At 38.5% G+C, this 18,421-nt stretch carries 11 protein-coding genes, 3 tRNA genes and 2 rRNA genes; 3 read left to right on the top strand and 13 right to left on the bottom strand.

Going from position 1 to position 18,421, the window contains the following annotated elements:
• The 5 genes from PK943_05270 to gmk form a co-directional block, all read right to left on the bottom strand.
• A 23S ribosomal RNA gene (locus PK943_05270) occupies positions 1-1,186 on the bottom strand; the annotation flags it as partial.
• A gap of 117 nt (positions 1,187-1,303) precedes the next feature.
• Positions 1,304-1,379 (bottom strand) — tRNA-Ala (locus tag PK943_05265).
• A 58-nt stretch (positions 1,380-1,437) separates the two neighbouring features.
• Positions 1,438-1,514 (bottom strand) — tRNA-Ile (locus PK943_05260).
• Between the two features lie 144 nt (positions 1,515-1,658).
• Positions 1,659-3,203, bottom strand: a 16S ribosomal RNA gene (locus PK943_05255).
• Positions 3,204-3,500: 297 nt separating this feature from the next.
• On the bottom strand, positions 3,501-4,079 hold the full coding sequence (gene gmk / locus PK943_05250) for a guanylate kinase (GenBank protein HRN78620.1): 579 nt from the start codon (positions 4,077-4,079) through the stop codon (positions 3,501-3,503).
• A gap of 159 nt (positions 4,080-4,238) precedes the next feature.
• Here gmk and prfB point away from each other — a divergent pair, with 159 nt between their 5' ends.
• A complete protein-coding gene (gene prfB, locus PK943_05245; GenBank protein ID HRN78619.1) occupies positions 4,239-5,330 on the top strand; it encodes a peptide chain release factor 2 in 1,092 nt (363 codons plus the stop codon).
• A gap of 115 nt (positions 5,331-5,445) precedes the next feature.
• On the opposite strand, the gene PK943_05240 is transcribed toward prfB, so the two are convergent.
• Positions 5,446-7,044: an OPT/YSL family transporter gene (locus PK943_05240; protein ID HRN78618.1), complete on the bottom strand. Its 1,599-nt coding sequence runs from the start codon at positions 7,042-7,044 to the stop codon at positions 5,446-5,448.
• Positions 7,045-7,233: 189 nt separating this feature from the next.
• Between PK943_05240 and PK943_05235 the strand changes: the two genes are divergently transcribed.
• Positions 7,234-8,172 (top strand): DMT family transporter, encoded by a 939-nt coding sequence (locus tag PK943_05235; GenBank protein HRN78617.1) that lies wholly within the window; start codon positions 7,234-7,236, stop codon positions 8,170-8,172.
• Here PK943_05235 and PK943_05230 read toward each other — a convergent pair.
• The 4 genes from PK943_05230 to PK943_05215 form a co-directional block, all read right to left on the bottom strand.
• A complete protein-coding gene (locus tag PK943_05230; protein HRN78616.1) occupies positions 8,130-8,924 on the bottom strand; it encodes a glycerophosphodiester phosphodiesterase family protein in 795 nt (264 codons plus the stop codon). The genes PK943_05235 and PK943_05230 overlap by 43 nt on opposite strands.
• 8 nt (positions 8,925-8,932) lie before the next feature.
• The gene (locus PK943_05225) at positions 8,933-9,274 is read right to left on the bottom strand and encodes an HIT domain-containing protein (protein ID HRN78615.1); all 342 of its coding nucleotides are present in this window, start codon (positions 9,272-9,274) and stop codon (positions 8,933-8,935) included.
• 161 nt (positions 9,275-9,435) lie between these two features.
• A tRNA-Leu gene (locus PK943_05220) sits at positions 9,436-9,522 on the bottom strand.
• 102 nt (positions 9,523-9,624) lie between these two features.
• Complete coding sequence (locus PK943_05215; protein HRN78614.1) at positions 9,625-11,676, bottom strand: hypothetical protein; 2,052 nt, start codon at positions 11,674-11,676, stop codon at positions 9,625-9,627.
• A 362-nt stretch (positions 11,677-12,038) separates the two neighbouring features.
• Between PK943_05215 and PK943_05210 the strand changes: the two genes are divergently transcribed.
• Complete coding sequence (locus PK943_05210; protein HRN78613.1) at positions 12,039-14,501, top strand: leucine-rich repeat protein; 2,463 nt, start codon at positions 12,039-12,041, stop codon at positions 14,499-14,501.
• Between the two features lie 26 nt (positions 14,502-14,527).
• On the opposite strand, the gene PK943_05205 is transcribed toward PK943_05210, so the two are convergent.
• From PK943_05205 to PK943_05195, 3 genes are all read right to left on the bottom strand, one after another.
• The gene (locus PK943_05205; GenBank protein HRN78612.1) at positions 14,528-16,792 is read right to left on the bottom strand and encodes a hypothetical protein; all 2,265 of its coding nucleotides are present in this window, start codon (positions 16,790-16,792) and stop codon (positions 14,528-14,530) included.
• Between the two features lie 121 nt (positions 16,793-16,913).
• Positions 16,914-18,116 (bottom strand): type II secretion system F family protein, encoded by a 1,203-nt coding sequence (locus PK943_05200; protein ID HRN78611.1) that lies wholly within the window; start codon positions 18,114-18,116, stop codon positions 16,914-16,916.
• Positions 18,116-18,418 carry a DUF167 domain-containing protein gene (locus PK943_05195; protein HRN78610.1) on the bottom strand — a complete coding sequence of 101 codons (303 nt, stop codon included), beginning with the start codon at positions 18,416-18,418 and terminating at the stop codon, positions 18,116-18,118. The genes PK943_05200 and PK943_05195 overlap by 1 nt, the downstream gene beginning before the upstream one ends.
• Positions 18,419-18,421: the final 3 nt, after the last annotated feature.

Genomic DNA, 18,421 nt, shown 5'->3' with positions numbered 1-18,421 from the left:
GAGCTGTTACGCTTTCTTTAAAGGATGGCTGCTTCTAAGCCAACCTCCTGGCTGTCAGTGCATTTCCACTTCTTTTACCACTTAACGAATACTTGGGGACCTTAGCTGATGGTCTGGGCTTTTTCCCTCTCGACTATGAAGCTTATCCCTCACAGTCTGTCTCCTGTCTTCAAATGTTATGGCATTCAGAGTTAGTAAGAATCCAGTAAGCTTGCGCCCCCGCAATTCCAACTGTGCTTTACCACCACAACAAATCCAACAAGGCTATACCTAAATGCATTTCGGGGAGAACCAGCTATTTCCGAGTTTGATTGGCCTTTCACCCCTATCCACACCTCATCCGAGCAGTTTTCAACCTACACCGGTTCGGACCTCCATCTCGTTTTACCGAAACTTCATCCTAGACATGGATAGCTCACTAGGTTTCGGGTCTATCACTTGTTACTAACGCCCTATTCAGACTCGCTTTCGCTACGGCTCCGTTCTTTCAAAACTTAACCTTGCAACAAAAGATAACTCGTTGGCTCATTATGCAAAAGGTACGTGGTTGCGCATACGTATATAGCGCTTCCACCGATTGTAGACATTTGGTTTCAGTTTCTATTTCACTCCCCTTCCGGGGTTCTTTTCACCTTTCCCTCACGGTACTTGTTCACTATCGATCATCAAGAAGTATTTAGCCTTACCCGATGGTCCGGGCAGATTCCCACGAAATTTCACGTGCTTCATGGTACTCGAGAATATAAATTATTGCTTAAATTAGATTTTTATTTACGAGGCTGTCACTCTCTTTGGCTGACCTTTCCAGATCAATTCAATTAAAATAATTTAATACAACTCAGAGACTGTACTCTCTGAACATTTATATCTCACAACCCCCATATCACAACGCGCACAGGCTTACATGATACAGGTTTAGGCTCTTCCCAGTTCGCTCACCACTACTTAGGGAATCACTTTGTTTTCTTTTCCTGACACTACTGAGATGTTTCAGTTCGCATCGTTTGCTTTTTTGCCCTATATATTCAGACAAAAATACCTTGGGTTTACCAAGGTGGGTTTCCCCATTCGGAAATCCTCGGATCAAAGCTTGATTGACAGCTCCCCGAGGCTTATGGCAGCCTTCCGCCTCCTTCATCGCCTCTTGATGTCAAGGCATCCACCAAACGCCCTTTTAAATTAATCACAAATTTATAGGCTACCCTTGACAATTGGTATAATTTACAAATATTTCAAAGATCACAAGTAATTTTTTTATCACTACTCAACATCATGAATTATATATGAGAATTTTCTTGGTTATTGGTGGAGGTGAGCGGATTCGAACCGCTGACCTTCCGCGTGCAAAACGGACGCTCTGCCAACTGAGCTACACCCCCTTCACAATATAACCTGGGAGAATCTAGCGCTCTTTTTTCTTAGGCCATCCAATTTTACTGGTGGGCCTAAGTCGACTCGAACGACTGACCTCCCCGTTATCAGCGGGGTGCTCTAACCAACTGAGCTATAGGCCCCCACTTCGCCAAATTGGCCTTTTTATATTAAATATAAGATATAAAACAATATAAAAAGGCGCGCCGCCTTTATGAAACCTTCATTTTCACACCTATAATGCAAAGATATACAGAAGCATATCTCGCATGTTAATATCTCCCTCGAAAGGAGGTGATCCAGCCGCAGGTTCTCCTACGGCTACCTTGTTACGACTTCACCCCAATCACTCCTCATACCTTAGGTGCCCGCCTCCCTTACGGGTTAGCTAAGACAATTTTGGGTACAAACAGCTCTCGTGGTGTGACGGGCGGTGTGTACAAGGTCCGAGAACGTATTCACCGCGTCGTTGCTGATACGCGATTACTAGCGATTTCAACTTCATGAGGTCGAATTGCAGACCTCAATCCGAACTTAGACCAGTTTTATGGGATTCGCTCCACCTTGCGGTATTGCAGCCCTTTGTGCTGGCCATTGTAACACGTGTGTAGCCCTGGACATAAGGACCATGATGACTTGACGTCATCCCCACCTTCCTCCTGGTTTCCCAGGCAGTCCCACCAGAGTGCCTTGCAAAGCAAGTAGCAACTGGCAGTAGGGGTTGCGCTCGTTAGAGGACTTAACCTAACATCTCACGACACGAGCTGACGACAGCCATGCAGCACCTGTGAATTTGTCTAAACCGAAGTTTAGAAAGCCATATCTCTATGGCGGTCAAATACATGTCAAGTCCAGGTAAGGTTCCTCGCGTAGTGTCGAATTAAACCACATGTTCCACCGCTTGTGCGGACCCCCGTCAATTCCTTTAAGTTTTAATCTTGCGATCGTATTCCCCAGGCGAATCACTTATCGCGTTAGCTACGATACTAACCTAGCTAGGCTAGGCTAACATCTAGTGATCATCGTTTACGGCGTGGACTACCAGGGTATCTAATCCTGTTTGCTCCCCACGCTTTCGTGCCTCAACGTCAGGAATGAGCCAAGAAGCTGCCTTCGCCATCGGTGTTCCTCTTGAGATCTACGCATTTTACCGCTACTCCAAGAATTCCACTTCTCTCTCTCATCCTCTAGCGCATCAGTTTCCGCCGCGAATCTCTGGTTAAGCCAGAGAATTTAACAACAGACTTGATACACCGTTTGCGCACCCTTTACGCCCAATAATTCCGAATAACGCTTGCACCCCTCGTATTACCGCGGCTGCTGGCACGAAGTTAGCCGGTGCTTTCTCTAGCGGTACCGTCATAACCCCTCAGTATTATTGAAAGGTCTTTCTTCCCGCTTAACAGGAGTTTACAATCCGAAGACCGTCATCCTCCACGCGGCGTCGCTGCGTCAGGCTTTCGCCCATTGCGCAATATTCCCCACTGCTGCCTCCCGTAGGAGTCTGGACCGTGTCTCAGTTCCAGTGTGACCGTACACCCTCTCAGGCCGGTTAGCCGTCATAGCCTTGGTGAGCCATTACCTCACCAACTAGCTGATAGCACGTAAGCTCATCCTTTAGCGACAGCATAAAAGCCGCCTTTCTCCCCGAAGGGACGTATGCAGTATTAACCTCGATTTCTCGAGGGTATTCTTCACTAAAGGGCAGATTCTCACGTATTACTCACCCGTCCGCCGCTGTACTCATCCCCGAAGGGACTTTCTCGCTCGACTTGCATGTGTTAGGCACGCCGCCAGCGTTCATTCTGAGCCAGGATCAAACTCTCCATCACAGAATTTAAAAAATTCTATTTCAGAATTAAAAAATAAAGGTCGCCATAAAGGCGGTTGGCGCGTTAACCTTTTCTCATATATTTCAAAGAATTTTCTCTTTTTTTGTTTATCTTTTCGTGTTTTTCAACTTTGAAGATAGGTAAATTATAACTGTTCAAACTATACTGTCAACATTTTTTAAAAAATTTTTTAAATTAAATCAAAAATAACCTGAATCCCCCATCACTCTTGGGCACTTTTTACCCTCACAATTTCATGACAGAAGTGCCATTTTTCCCTTTATTTACGGGCTTTTCTTACTGTTTTAGCTTTTTAAGAAACAGTTGAGTCAGTTGATTGGCCGCTAATTCAAAATTATCATTTAAAAGATGATAATCATAAAGAGGATTTTGTATTTCGAGATTAATTTCTTGTCGAGCGCGTTGCATTCTATAAGAAATTTGTTCAGGAGTTTCGGTCTGACGTCCTCCCAGGCGTTCTTCAAGAGTATTAATATCTGAGGTGTAGATCCAAACAGTAATTACCCCCGAGACCTGTTCCACAACTTTTTGAGCCCCAACCCTATCTAGAATCAGAACGTGAGACGTATTTTGTTCATTAACAGTTTCAAAGATACATCGTGGAGACCCATAATATGCATTATATGCTGTACTCCACTCTATAAAAAAACCTTGCTCTATCTTAGCGCGGAATTCATCAAGTGAAATAAAATGATAATCTTTACCAGGTACTTCCCCTGGGCGAGGCGCTCGAGAGGTATATGTTTTTGTAAGTTGTATATTATAGGGAGGATTAATACGCTGCAGAACTGTCGTTACTAAGGAAGTTTTACCCGCTCCCGAGGGCGCTGAAATAATAAATATTTTACCGGCCACCTGAGTTCCCTAACTATGGTTTGTTTTCCTTATATATTATACTAGCATATTTTATAAGGCATTCAAAGTGCCCCTTCCTATAGCAAAACTGTCTTTTCTAAATATCCTGATATATACTGAATTTTATAATTTTTTACCCTTTGGATGGAATACATTATTATGCTTATAGACGAACTCAAAGAACAGCTCAAGCAAATAGAGCCTGATATTAATACCATTAAAACCTATTGGCAAAATGCCGGCCTTGAACAACAGTTTACAAATCTTGAAACTCAAAGTACTCAAGAAAATTTTTGGCAACACCCCGAGCAAGCAGCAATATCCAAAGAATTACAAAAAATAAGAACACTACGTGAGCACTACCAATACATTATAAGTACCCATGCTGAATTATATGAGTTACTTGACCTGTTTGCTCAAGATGAACAAGAACTACAAAAAATCACTTACGATATCAAAAAATTATGCAAAGATATTGGAAAGCTTAAAATTGAACTACTTTTGAACAAATCAGAAGATAACTCCAATTGTTTTTTAAGTATCAACGCGGGAGCTGGTGGAACTGAATCGCAAGATTGGGCACATATCTTATTGCGTATGTACTCTCGGTTCTGTGAACGAGAAAAGCTAGCAGTCCAAGTAGTAGATTATCAACCAGCAGATGAAGCCGGCATCAAATCTGCTACTTTATATATACAAGGAAAAAGCGCTTATGGCTTTCTCAAAAGCGAGCATGGCGTCCATCGCCTTGTACGCATCTCTCCATTTGATGCTAATAAACGCAGGCACACCTCTTTTGCAAGTATTACAGTCACGCCTGAAGTTCCTGACATTGAATTAAACATCGACCCTAACGACCTACGCATAGATACATATCGTGCAGGTGGAGCCGGCGGTCAACATGTCAATAAAACAGAATCGGCAGTACGCATTACTCATATGCCTACCGGTCTTGTGGCACAATGCCAGAACGAACGTTCTCAAGGCCAAAACAAAGCAAATGCTATGAAAATGTTAACTGCTAAAGTGGCTCAAAAACTAAAAGATGATCAAGAGGCAAAACTCTCTGCAGGTGTAGTAAAGAAAAAAATTGAATGGGGATCACAAATACGTTCGTATGTATTACATCCATATAAAATGGTCAAAGACCATCGCACAGATATTGAATCACCACAACCAGATCTAGTTCTCGATGGAGATATCATGGATTTTATTGAAGGGTTTCTCATCTGGCAAAATAAAGCTTCATAACTACTATCGATGCAAATAGCTCGGGATAATATTTCTACTACTAAAATATAACGCGGACCAAATTCACGCCCATCATAATAACAATATATTTTATCTAATTATCTAACAAAGTACTTTATATAAGAGCTTGCAGAATCATCCAGATGGAATTCGCCGCAAATACTCCCGACCAGAATGGGTACCAAGCTTCTTTATCTTTAGTCAACCAGGTCGAAAGTCCACCCACAACCAGACCTAGAACCAAGTTAACTGGCATTAATAAACCACCGAATACAAGAGTTGAACTGACTTTGATTGTATCAAGCAAGTAGCCAAACAATGCTCCTAACAATAAAACCCAATAGTCAAATTGCTTTGCTTGTACCAATAATTGGCGTGCCTGCGCTTTGGGTGCAAATAACTGGTCAGATCCCAGATGAAAATGATTAATCAACAGCCACATTGCAATCCCCGCTGCTACAGAACTGACTAAAAGTCCAAGATACTGATATTTTTTGAGAGTAACGTGATCCATGTGAGCCAACTGTCCAATTTTACGTCCAAATAATACGTCGGTTGCAACTCCACCTGCAATTTGGACAAATGTAGAAACTATCATGATTTGTATTGCATCATAACCAAAAACTAACATACCCGGCACTAACACAAAAGTTGCATAGCGACCAAGTAATGCAAGACCAATTTTACCCGCAATCGCCGCAATCTGATACGCACAAATCCCTGTAAATACAAGTAAATACGCTTGAGAAATATATGAAAAGTTAAAATATGTCAAAACACCTACACAAAAAATAATTACTAAAAAAAATTCAAGTAATTTATTATACATTCCATTAGTACCTTGCATATACCGAGTACCCATACTGGTACGTAATGTAATTAATCCTTGCCACAGCTGTTTGGGTAACTTTGAAAAACCAGTAAATGCACCAGAAAGTACCATACCACTACAAAAAGCCAAGACAAATTCAACTGACGTCAAATGAGCAAACCATATTTTATTTAATGGCTCTAGCAAAAAAATTTTTGCAAGTACACCTACCACCAGTGGAATAACTACCATATGCCCAGTCACAAACCCTACTGCCCAAAATAAGGGAAATAAATCAAGCCGTACGATCGGGATACACACATACCCCAAGCTCACCGGACCAAATATGGTGCAGGTTTTTGGAATCAAACTTTGAAATAAGCCAATGCCATGTTGCAAAATACAAAAAACAAAAGTACTCACAAATCCTACCCCAAGCTCATATGCCTTGCGAATTTGATTGCTAGCAGCAGTAATCATACTATATGCAAGCTCACCTACTGGAAATGATAATTTTTCTTCATCAATCAATTTTTGCTCTGCTACATTAGCAATCCACATGCCAAGCCAGCCACTGCTCAATGAAAGCACAACCGTAACTGTCACAAAGTAATATGGTGCTGCTAACCATGTATCAAAAAGTAAAGGATCAAGAAAGTACAATGTCGGTAATGAAAATCCAAGTGCGGTAGCCAAAATGCCACCAATAGAACTTGCTACTGTTACAAAACCAATATTTTGTATACACAAACTACCTGGCACTAAAGATAATAACAAAATTGCACACAGTACCACCGTAGGTGTAATCCATGGGCCTATAGCAGTAGCCATGGCTATATAGCTCATAACAGCCGTAGAAAAAATAGATAAGATACAACTGACAATTAATGTAGATATATTCATGGATAGGCCCTCAAAAAAGTGTGGGTAGTCGTGAGCTGAATGTACCATAAGAGCCGCAAAGTGCAAGAATACAGACAAAACTACTCTAAACTCTTTATGTCTTGTTGTATTTTGTGTATAACTAAATATAATTAAAAATTTACTATAATAATAAAATATTTGACAAAGTTCAGGCAGATAGGTGGTCCTATGCTTTTAATCGTGCTTCTTTATGCACTATTTGCAAGTTCATTTTCTTTAAGCAAAGCAATTTTACAATATACAACACCGACATTTTTAGTCGGTACCCGCATGGTGATTGCCGGTATAATTTTACTTGCTTATCAATATTTCAGTCCTAGAGAAAAGTTCAAAGTCAAAAAGAAACATCTCTGGTTATTTTTACAAATAATTTTGTTTGGTATTTACATTTCTTACCTATTGCGATTCTGGGGCCTCAAGCATATGCCGTCATTTAAGGCAGCATTTATTTATAATTTGTCTCCCTTCCTTTCTTCATATTATTCATACTTATTTTTTAATGAACGCATTACAAAAAAACAATGGCTCGGCCTTATGATTGGATTTATTGGACTTCTTCCTGTAATTATGAGCAGCTCAGCATCAGAACAAGTTTTGGGTGAATTTGCATTTATTTCTTGGCCAGAACTTGCCATTATCGGTGCTGTAATATTACATAGTTATAGTTGGATTGTTGTGCGTAAATTAGTTAAAGATAAAAGCTACTCACCTATGATGGTTAATGGCATTTCTATGACATGTGGCGGCATGCTTGCGCTAGGCACTTCTTTTGCCACTGAAACTATCACTGCCACTCCTTTGGTCACCCATATAAAACCATTTCTGATTTTACTTACCGCTGTCATTTTAATTAGCAACATCATTTGTCATAATTTATATGGCTTTTTACTCAAGAAATATTCTGCAACATTCCTATCATTTGCAGGATTTTTATCACCATTGTTTACTGCATTGTACGGTTGGCTATTTTTGGGTGAAATCATTACCTGGCACTTTTATGTTTCAGCTGCCATAGTGTTTATTGGGCTTGCACTGTTTTATCAAGATGAATTCAAGCAGCGCGATCAATTTCCTCCAGAATCTGGATTTGAACCTGACGCAGTATAACTTTCTGCAATCTCACTGAATGTCCTGTCTGGGTAATCAGAAAATATAGCATCTACTCCCAGCAACTTCTGATAAACTATTTGATTTTCTTCATTAGTAAAAACATAAATTTTCTTACCACAAGCATGAATGTAATTAACTAATTGTGCATGAACTTCATTTGCTTGAATAATAACAATATCTGCAGAAAGGCGTGCAATTGCACGGTTGCAATCCGCAAATTTAAGTGTGTAAAATAACGGACCTATAGGAACTTGTGGACAAATAATATTAAACCGACCAACATCTAAATGATCAAAAGAACTAATTAAGAAATCATCATATTGCCAACCTTTATTGCTCACATAGTCTTGAATAATGGCTGCAACTTTTTCAACCGTACCTTTGCCCTTTAATTCAATATTTACTTTGACTCTTCGATTCACCATATCAAGAACTTCTTGGAGCGTAGGAATGTGCTCATCATTTCCAGCATTCAATTGTTGTAATGCATACAGCGTCATGTCTTGCACTAATCCAGTACCATTAGTAGTACGATCAACTTCTTGATCATGAATAACTACAACCTCACCCGAAGCACACACGTGCACATCAAGCTCAATCATATCGACACCAAGTTGTATAGCATACTCAAATGATGCCAAAGTATTTTCTGGTTGATATCCTGCGGCACCACGATGGCCTATGACGAGTAGTGTATGAACATTTATATTTGTAAAAAGTAAACACAAAAAAAGGAATAATACGTGCATAGTATTTCTTAAAAATCGCTCATATGTTTGCCTGAAATAAAATGGCAATGCATATGAAACACACTTTGTCCAACATCAGCGCCATTGTTCATAATCAATCGGAATGCACCAGATCCTGGTAATTTTTTACTGAGCTCTTTTGCCATTAATAATATCTTACCAGCAAGAATTGTATCTGCATCTTGTAGCGATTGAACATCAGAAATATGTTTTTTAGGAATAATTAAATAATGAATGGGCGCCTTTGGCGCGATATCTTGAATCACCAAAATATCATCTGTTTCTGCAATGATTTTAGAAGGAATTTGCTTTACAATTATTTTGCAAAAGACACAGTTTTGATCTGACATGGTACTACTCTTTTGACTACGTCAATTTTAAAGCCTTTTTTTATTTTATAGTCCCTAGTTCAGGATGAACAGACTATGGCCTGCCAGTCCCTTCAATACGCTGTCGTTACTCAGGACAAACTCCGCCTCGTCAAAGTCTATAGATCCGGATAAGCGTAGACTGGTGCCGAGGGCCGGACTCGAACCGGCACAGTATTACTACCGCGAGATTTTGAGTCTCGTGCGTCTACCAATTCCGCCACCCCGGCACACCAATTTTTCAAAGACTACATGATTGATAAAGATAGCCAAAATACAGGCATTAGTCAATCTTAAAAGCATTGATTATCCCCCTCCACTCATCCTGTGAACTAATCACAGGACTCCTGCAACATAGCCTGCTTTCTCATTTGAATATCCAACCAATCTACAAACCTACTTGCACACGCTTGGTCATCAAACCACCACATGGCAGGACCATGGGCAAGCTTAAACGTACGTATAAATTCACCCTGTTCAGGCTCTTCAATAATAACGTTATAATTTGCAAAAATTGCTGGATATTCTTGTGCCAACTCAATTGGTTTGCGTACATGAGTTGCTATGCATACAATTGCATGATCAAAATTCGTAACATCCTTTCCAAATGCATAAATCCGTTGTGCTGATTGATAATCAGTCGTACCACGAAATGGTTCATCCAACATGGCCAAAATTTTGTCATTTGTATGTGTATTTGTCAGATAATCATATAATTCTTTTATTCGTTTTTTCTGTGCCATAAAGGTTGAAATACCTTGTGATAAATCCTCTTTAGGATCTAAACTTGTACGTATGCCATGGAACATTGTCATGCGTGCGGATTGTGCAGGTACTATACCCCAGGATTGTGCCATAATAACGGCATGGCCAAGAGATTTTAAGAATGTTGATTTTCCGCCGCCATTAGGACCGGTAATCACCATACACATTGGTATACCATGTACACCAAGCTGAATATCATTAGTAATTTTTGCATGTCCCGGTACTAAAGGTTCCCAACATGCTTCTATATCAACATACGGAGTTGGGTGTTCTACAAATTGTACAAAACAAAATCCAGTTTCTTGACCTTGATGTTCTTTAAACAATTGTGCAATTGAAAAATACGCATCATATTGTGCTACTGCTTGGAGCGCAGGAACAAGCTCTTGTCGAATCTCCAGCAACAACTTATGCGCACACAACACTTTGCCACGAGAATAAGTCCATGAGCCTGACGCATCAAATGTAGATGAGTATAATAATGCCATTAATTGCTTAAATTTGTTTGACCAATTACGCATATTCATAATATCTTGCAAATGACGATGCACCTTACAATCACGCAGAACTCCATTACTCGCAACTACTGCTTCTAGCTCCTTGAGCCCTTGCATCAGTCTGGCAACACTGGATAATGTTCTTTGTGTAGCATTAATAATCGTAGAACGCTCTTTCACTTCATCCCACGCATATTCAAGCAATAAATACCAAAAAACATCATAAGACAACGCAGAAAATGCAGCCGATGACCAACCCAATATGCTGCCTATTGTACGTTGCCCAAACAAATCATATAGTACACCATGTCGATCTTTTGCCGTACCATTGATGGAAACATGTAATAATCTTTTCCAATTAATAGATCCATCTGAATTATGAACACTAGCAGGCCCAGTATATAATTTATTCATTACACAATTATGTATATCAAGCGGGGCTCCTAATCCCCGCTTTAATCCACGCATGAGATCTATATCTTGCTGTTCAAAATCGCTAAACTCTTGGTAAATTCCCCCCAGACAAAGTTCATGCACCAACATACGTGCAGCAACACATACCGTATACAAAAAACCAAAATCTAATGCATACCTATTATTGTTTAACACGTTATTAATTTTTTTAGGCAATAACCGATAAAAAAATTTTTTTACTTGTTCATGGTATGGATTTTTTTGATCCCAATACAACAGCAATGCATCTTCCCCCTGCTTGACATGACGCAAAGCTATATCAAGACGCGAAAAAAACGTAGTATCTTCTACCAGTGTTTTGATGATAGTTTGGCGCCGTTCGATTTCTGCACTATCTGTTATAGGGCATAACAACCATTTAAGGCCCTGTTGGCCAAATGCAGTCACGGTTTTGTTGAGTTTATTCACTAGATTATCAACTTGCAATTCCCGCCATTCAAATGATGTTATAATAGGCTGAATATGCTCAAATTCATTAGGAACACTCAACAATACATCATTAGCTATCTGCTGTCTTGTTTGCTCATACCGCTGCTGAATAGTGGCTATTAATGTCTCTGTATGGTGATCATACGTATAAAGATTAAAAGGTAATATCATCAAACAACAAATAACATAAACTAGCCATTGTCTACGCAAAGAAATCATAAAGCCCCTAAATTTAAAGGATATTACCAATATTTGTTATTTTAATCGCATATTACTGTAACAAAACCTTTTCAATAAAACAAAAGAGCATAAAAAAATCTCCTCTTTCTAAGTGTTATTGATTAAAAACAGGGAGAAAATACCTTATCTGAGTTTGACTTCTCCCTTGTATTCAGGAATTATAGTTAAATTCAATCGTAATAGTTCAGATTTCCCGGTTTTTAAATAGATTGATATGCATAAGATTTCTCCAAACCCCAACCAACCCAATTAATCCCTATAAAAACAGGATTTTTCATTTCATATATTGCTATCTGTAAATCTAAATAGCTATAATAAATATAAATTAAGGAGATAAAATTATGAAAAAATTAGGGTTAATACTTGGGTTATTAGCTACCACATCTGTAGCTACTGCCATGGAAGAACTCAAGTGGCTTGAAAAAGAGATGACCAAGCAAGAAGCGGTTGAAATAGAAAAAGAGCTCAAACAGGAACGGCCTCAACAACCAGTCACCATACAAACCAAAAATGGTAAAAAAATAACGATTGCCTATACAACGGCACAAAAAATCCCAACAATCAAAGGCATGATTGAACTTGCACAAGATATTGCAAAAACCAAAGGTATAATACCGATTGATGAAACAATACAATTACAATTGATAGATTTTTTCACTCTCGTTACCATAATCAAAGTGGTAGAACAAACCTATAATCATGCACCTGTACTTAAACAAGATCCTCAGTTTTTTGCAACATATTCACCAACAGACATTCCGGCTCAAGTTAAAAAAATAGTAGAACAACAATTGCAAGTCCAAGCAGAAGAACCGGTGCAAATAAGTACTTTTATGAACGCAGCACACTTCCTTGGTTTGCAGTGGGTTGTAATAGCCACGGCCAAAGTATGGATACAAAAAAAATATACGTTGGAAAATGCACAAAAATTGGGGGTTATTGCGGATGTTAGAGAAATAATACAACTATATCTCGAGAAAAAAAACATAGATGAGTACAGTGTAGCTGACTTAGTCGTATTAAATTTGTTACCACCACTGGTTAATAATAATGCACTTAACCTTTCAAAGCAACATATAATAAACCTTGTTGGTTTCCATTTGATACCATCGCATGTACGTCAAAATATAATAGCTCTAACCCTAGCTGGCAACCAGATATCTTCAATCCAAGATAATACATTCGCGGGTCTTGATAACTTACAAGCACTTGTTTTGGATGACAACCAGATATCTTCAATCCAAGATAATACATTCGCGGGTCTTGATAACTTACAAGCACTTAGTCTTGATAATAATCAACTATCAGAACTAAAACGTACTATGTTTGCAGGTCTTAATAACTTACAAGCACTTGGTTTGAATAGTAATAGTATATCTTCAATCCAAAATAACACATTTGCCGATCTTGATAACTTACAAGCACTTGTTTTGGATAACAACCAGATATCTTCAATCCAAGATAATACATTCGCGGGTCTTGATAACTTACAAGCACTTAGTCTTGATAATAATCAACTATCAGAACTAAAACGTACTATGTTTGCCGGTCTTGATAACTTACAAGCACTTGGTTTGAATAGTAATAGTATATCTTCAATCCAAGATAACACATTTGCCGATCTTAATAACTTACAAGTACTTGGCCTCAATAACAACCAACTTTCAGAACTAAAACGCACTATGTTTGCGGGTTTTAATAATCTACAACAACTTGGTCTTGATAACAACCATATATCTTCAATTCAAGATAACACATTTGCCGATCTTAATAATTTACAAGCACTTGCATTAAGCAGCAACCAACTTTCAGAACTAAAACGCACTATGTTTGCCGGTCTTAATAATCTACAACAACTTGGTTTGAATAGTAATAGTATATCTTCAATCCAAGATAACACATTTGCCGATCTTAATAACTTACAAGTACTTGGCCTCAATAACAACCAACTTTCAGAACTAAAACGCACTATGTTTGCGGGTTTTAATAATCTACAACAACTTGGTCTTGATAACAACCATATATCTTCAATTCAAGATAACACATTTGCCGATCTTAATAATTTACAAGCACTTGCATTAAGCAGCAACCAACTTTCAGAACTAAAACGCACTATGTTTGCCGGTCTTAATAATCTACAACAACTTGGTTTGAATAGTAATAGTATATCTTCAATCCAAGATAACACATTTGCCGATCTTAATAACTTACAAGTACTTGGTCTTGATAACAACCATATATCTTCAATTCAAGATAACACATTTGCCGATCTTAATAATTTACAAGCACTTGCATTAAGCAGCAACCAACTTTCAGAACTAAAACGCACTATGTTTGCCGGTCTTAATAATCTACAACAACTTGGTTTGAATAGTAATAGTATATCTTCAATCCAAGATAACACATTTGCCGATCTTAATAACTTACAAGTACTTGGCCTCAATAACAACCAACTTTCAGAACTAAAACGCACTATGTTTGCGGGTTTTAATAATCTACAACAACTTGGTCTTGATAACAACCATATATCTTCAATTCAAGATAACACATTTGCCGATCTTAATAATTTACAAGCACTTGCATTAAGCAGCAACCAACTTTCAGAACTAAAACCTACTATGTTTGCAGGGCTTAATAATCTACAAGGACTTGGATTAAACAACAACCATATATCTTCAATCCAAGATAATACTTTTATGGGCCTTAATAATTTGGAAGCTTTATTTTTGAAAAACAATTCTCTTGACCAAGCAACCAAGGATCGTATACGCCAAGCATTACCAAATGTAAGGGTTGAGTTTTAAGAAATTTATTGCTTTATTCTTGATTATTATGATGCAGCAATTTGTTGTTTTGATGCTTTTTCTCGAATTTCGTTATCTAACCAATCAACAAACCGACTAGCCCATTTCTGGTTATTCAGCCATTGCGTTGCAATACCCGGCTTTATGGTAAACAGACGTTTAAATTTACCATTACCAAGATCTTGGATCTCTACATGATAATTTGCAAAGCTTTTATCTTGCGCAAGCTCCACTGGTTTTTTCACGTGTGTTGCAATACATACTACCGTATGCGGCAAACGTGCAACATGATTACCAAAATCACAAATACGCTCTTCAGTTTGCGCATCAGTTGTACCACGGAATGGTTCATCAAGCATTACTAACATCTTTTTCTGTGCATTACTCTGACGTACATATTCTTTCAAAAGCCCAATGCGTTCTTTTTGCGCCATGAAAGTTGAAATACCTCGCGATAGATCTTCTCGCGGATCCAAACTTGTACGCAATCCACTAAAAATTGTCAGCTTTGCCTCTTGTGCCGGTACGATACCCCACGATTGTGCCATCATAACTGCATGTCCAAGTGACTTTAGAAATGTGGACTTACCACCACCGTTTGGCCCGGTAATCATCATGCGTAACGGCTGATTACCTACTCCCAAACGAACATTATTTGCAACTGCTTGATCTGCAGCAACAAGCGGTGTCCAACAGCCATTAATAGAAATCTGTGGTGTATTATTTTCTACAAATTCTACAAATGCAAAGCTATTCTTTTTACCTTGATGCGATTTGTACAATTGTGCTACGGTAAAATACGCATCAAACTCAGCAATTGCTTGCAATGCAGGAACCAATTCATCTTTAACTTTTAACAATAAGTTATGTGCTTTGAGTGTACGACCACGTGAATACATCCATGAATCAGGATTATCAAATGTACCGGTAGCAAGCACATCCATTAATTCTTGCAAGTCTACTGACCAGCTTGTTTTATCAAGCAACTTGTGCAAGTTTTGTTGTGCTGCAGAATTCTGTAACGCTGGAATTGCAGACACGATCTGTTCTAATTGATCAAGCGAGCGCATTAAGTGTGCAATTTCTGACATTGATCTGTGCAATTTTTGCATTTTAGCCAAAACTTGGTTACCATCTTTCATTAACCTGATAATTCTAAACCAACCCCATCCAAACTTATAATATGTTCCTGCATAGCCGGCTAATAATGCTGCACCAAGTGCATAGCCATGATATGGATTATTTGTATATGTATTTGTCATATCGCAACCTAATCTGAATCTATCCATTGCAGAACCATCAATCCATGCTTGAGCAAAATGATTTACTCCCATTTGATCAATATTTTTTGGTACCCGTATCGGCGTACCACTTGCATCGGTCACCAACTCGCCTGTTGTCTCATCTAAATCATAAACTCTATAGGTAGGAGAATTTTGCTCACGTAATTTATGATGCCAATCAAAAGGATATACTAGATCTTCAATAGTAGAATATGCGATATTTTTTACAGTTCGAACAAAGTTTTCTTTTGTAGGAATCGAGACTTTTGCTAACGTTGCTAAATTCCATTGAGAATATGGACGCCAAAACATCTCACCTAAGCAATGCATTGCATATGTATAAAGAGAAAATGATACCACTACATTCAATAATCGTATTGCTGCCGAACCTTCAAGTGCAACAGAACTATTATTACATAAATTAGCACCTATGACAGGTATTTTAGGCATTTTTTTACTGATACTCACACTTTTTTTGTAACAGAAGTTATCCGCAATATATTTATTGAATTTGCTTTCTTCATCCCAATAGCGTAGCAATGCTAATTCACCTTTTTTAATATCTTTAAGTGTATTTTGTAACTTATCAAATGCTGATGAATTTTGTACTAATGCACGTATCACCATCTGACGACGTTGAATTTCTTGCTTATCAGTAACCGGTATTGAAAGCCATTCAAGTCCCGTATGACCAAACATGGTCACTGGCTCGCCTAGACTTTTGATCAAGTTACCAAGTTGTAATTCTTGTGCTTCAAATTGACTAATAATGGGAGTAATGTGAGAAAATGCGTAATCTTTACTATTGAGCACCTCACGTGATTGTTCAGCACGCTTAGTTAATTTTTTGTGTCTTTTTTCTATTTTTTTTATAAGTTCATTTGCCTGCTGCGCCATTGCATTGTTTTGTAAGTCTGCTGGCTGATAATTGATTGCACTCGCAACAAATGGTACACATAAACCAACTAATATAATACGAGCAAAATAGGTACGATATAAAGAAAACATACGATAAACCTCCATTTATCTCTTTACATAGATAAGGGTAAAATAGGTACTAAACCTATATTTTACTATAGCTTATAAGGGCAAAAGCTGCAAATGGTAGCCTTTTTTGGGCAAGACGCCCTCAGAACCCCACCGCATTGGCTAGGTTAAAAATAGGGCCATAAACAGCAAAAATAAGGGTTGTCACCAATAACCCCAGCAAAAGCATAAATAATGGCTGTAAAAGGACGGTAGTCGCTGCCAGCTGCTGTTTAACCTTCTGATGATATGCCTGCGCTACTCGGTCAAGCATATTGGCCAACTGGCCCGATTCTTCACCCACCATAACCATGGCTATGATATCTTGGCCAAAAAGGCCATTAGGAACCTGGACAAGGGCATTACTCAGAGAACTGCCACCTTCTACCGCTTGCTCAACAAAGGTAACCTGCTTGGCAAACAATTGTCCTTCTGTTGAGCTCTGTACCACGTGCAAGGCTGGCACTAAGCGCATGCCACCCTTGAGCAACATAGCAAGTCCATGTAAAAAAGAAGCCAAAAAACGATAGATAAATATCGTCTTGATCCCAGGAATTTTCATGCACAAAGCGAGTAGTTTATATTTGCCTGCATCACGCTTGGTATACCAGCGCATAAGCATGAATAAACCAAATAACAGAATAATACTACAAACCATATACCAACTACGCATAAACATACTCATACGTAATAACATTTTAGTGAGCTGAGGAATCTCCTGCTGTGTTGATGCAAAAAAATCCGCAAATCGCGGAATAATCATTGTAAAAATAATCCCAGCAATACATACAAAAAAACCAAGCGTTATGAGTGGTAATAGCAATACTGAACGTAATTGTGTATAAAAGTCATGCGTCATTTCCAGGGAGGTAGTTAATGCATCTAGTGCGAGTACTAGCTCACCAGACTCCTCTCCAACTTTAACATGCTGGATCATATCGGTCGTAAATATAGTAGGATAATTTTGCATTACCGTACTCAATGCAATACCTGCATGCACATGATCCGCCAAGGTATGAATTACTTCCTGCAAACGCGGATTATTAATTTGATCTGCAACAAGAGATAGTGCTTGTGGAAGCAGAACTCCCGCATCAAGCAATACGGCCAATTGTCTGAAAATTTGTATAGTATCTTGCAATGAAATAGCTCGAGCAAAAAAAGATAATTTGGATGGTTGTGATTTGAGTAACGCAATTCCTCGTTGCAATAACAAATTGTCCAAATGAGTAATTGATGGTGCAAACAATCTCCCTTTATGCCATACCCCAAGAATATTAACTCCTGACCATTTAAAATAAGGCATCACTTATCCTTAATATCAAACAAACAAACTTGTTGATCGAGATGCAAGATGCGTAATATATCAGTTTGAGAAATATCAGCATCAATCTTTACTCGTTTCTTACGTGATGTTTCACCAAATACAATGCGTACTTGCCCCTGTTGTAGCCCTAATGATTGCGCTATTAATTTAATCAGTTCGCGATTAGCTTTCCCATGTTCCGGTGGGCTTTTGAGAAAGCATTTTATTTGCCCTGAACGGTCAATTGCCCAGGCAATACGGCCAGAACTAGGCACTACTTTGATTTCTAACAATAAAGACATAAC

The sequence above is a fragment of the Candidatus Dependentiae bacterium genome, assembly GCA_035445995.1.
Taxonomy (GTDB): Bacteria; Babelota; Babeliae; order Babelales; family Vermiphilaceae; genus DAOMRS01.
Note: the sequence above shows the minus strand (reverse complement) of the source record. Positions and strands in the feature narration are given on the sequence as shown.

Bases quoted from the DNA above. Each gene is read 5' to 3' on its own strand.
- PK943_05230 (HRN78616.1), bottom strand. From the start codon at position 8,924: ATGCACGTATTATTCCTTTTTTTGTGTTTACTTTTTACAAATATAAAT.
- PK943_05240 (HRN78618.1), bottom strand. From the start codon at position 7,044: ATGAATATATCTACATTAATTGTCAGTTGTATCTTATCTATTTTTTCT.
- PK943_05215 (HRN78614.1), bottom strand. From the start codon at position 11,676: ATGATTTCTTTGCGTAGACAATGGCTAGTTTATGTTATTTGTTGTTTG.
- PK943_05225 (HRN78615.1), bottom strand. From the start codon at position 9,274: ATGTCAGATCAAAACTGTGTCTTTTGCAAAATAATTGTAAAGCAAATT.
- PK943_05205 (HRN78612.1), bottom strand. From the start codon at position 16,792: ATGTTTTCTTTATATCGTACCTATTTTGCTCGTATTATATTAGTTGGT.
- PK943_05200 (HRN78611.1), bottom strand. From the start codon at position 18,116: ATGCCTTATTTTAAATGGTCAGGAGTTAATATTCTTGGGGTATGGCAT.
- PK943_05235 (HRN78617.1), top strand. From the start codon at position 7,234: ATGCTTTTAATCGTGCTTCTTTATGCACTATTTGCAAGTTCATTTTCT.
- PK943_05210 (HRN78613.1), top strand. From the start codon at position 12,039: ATGAAAAAATTAGGGTTAATACTTGGGTTATTAGCTACCACATCTGTA.
- PK943_05195 (HRN78610.1), bottom strand. From the start codon at position 18,418: ATGTCTTTATTGTTAGAAATCAAAGTAGTGCCTAGTTCTGGCCGTATT.
- prfB (HRN78619.1), top strand. From the start codon at position 4,239: ATGCTTATAGACGAACTCAAAGAACAGCTCAAGCAAATAGAGCCTGAT.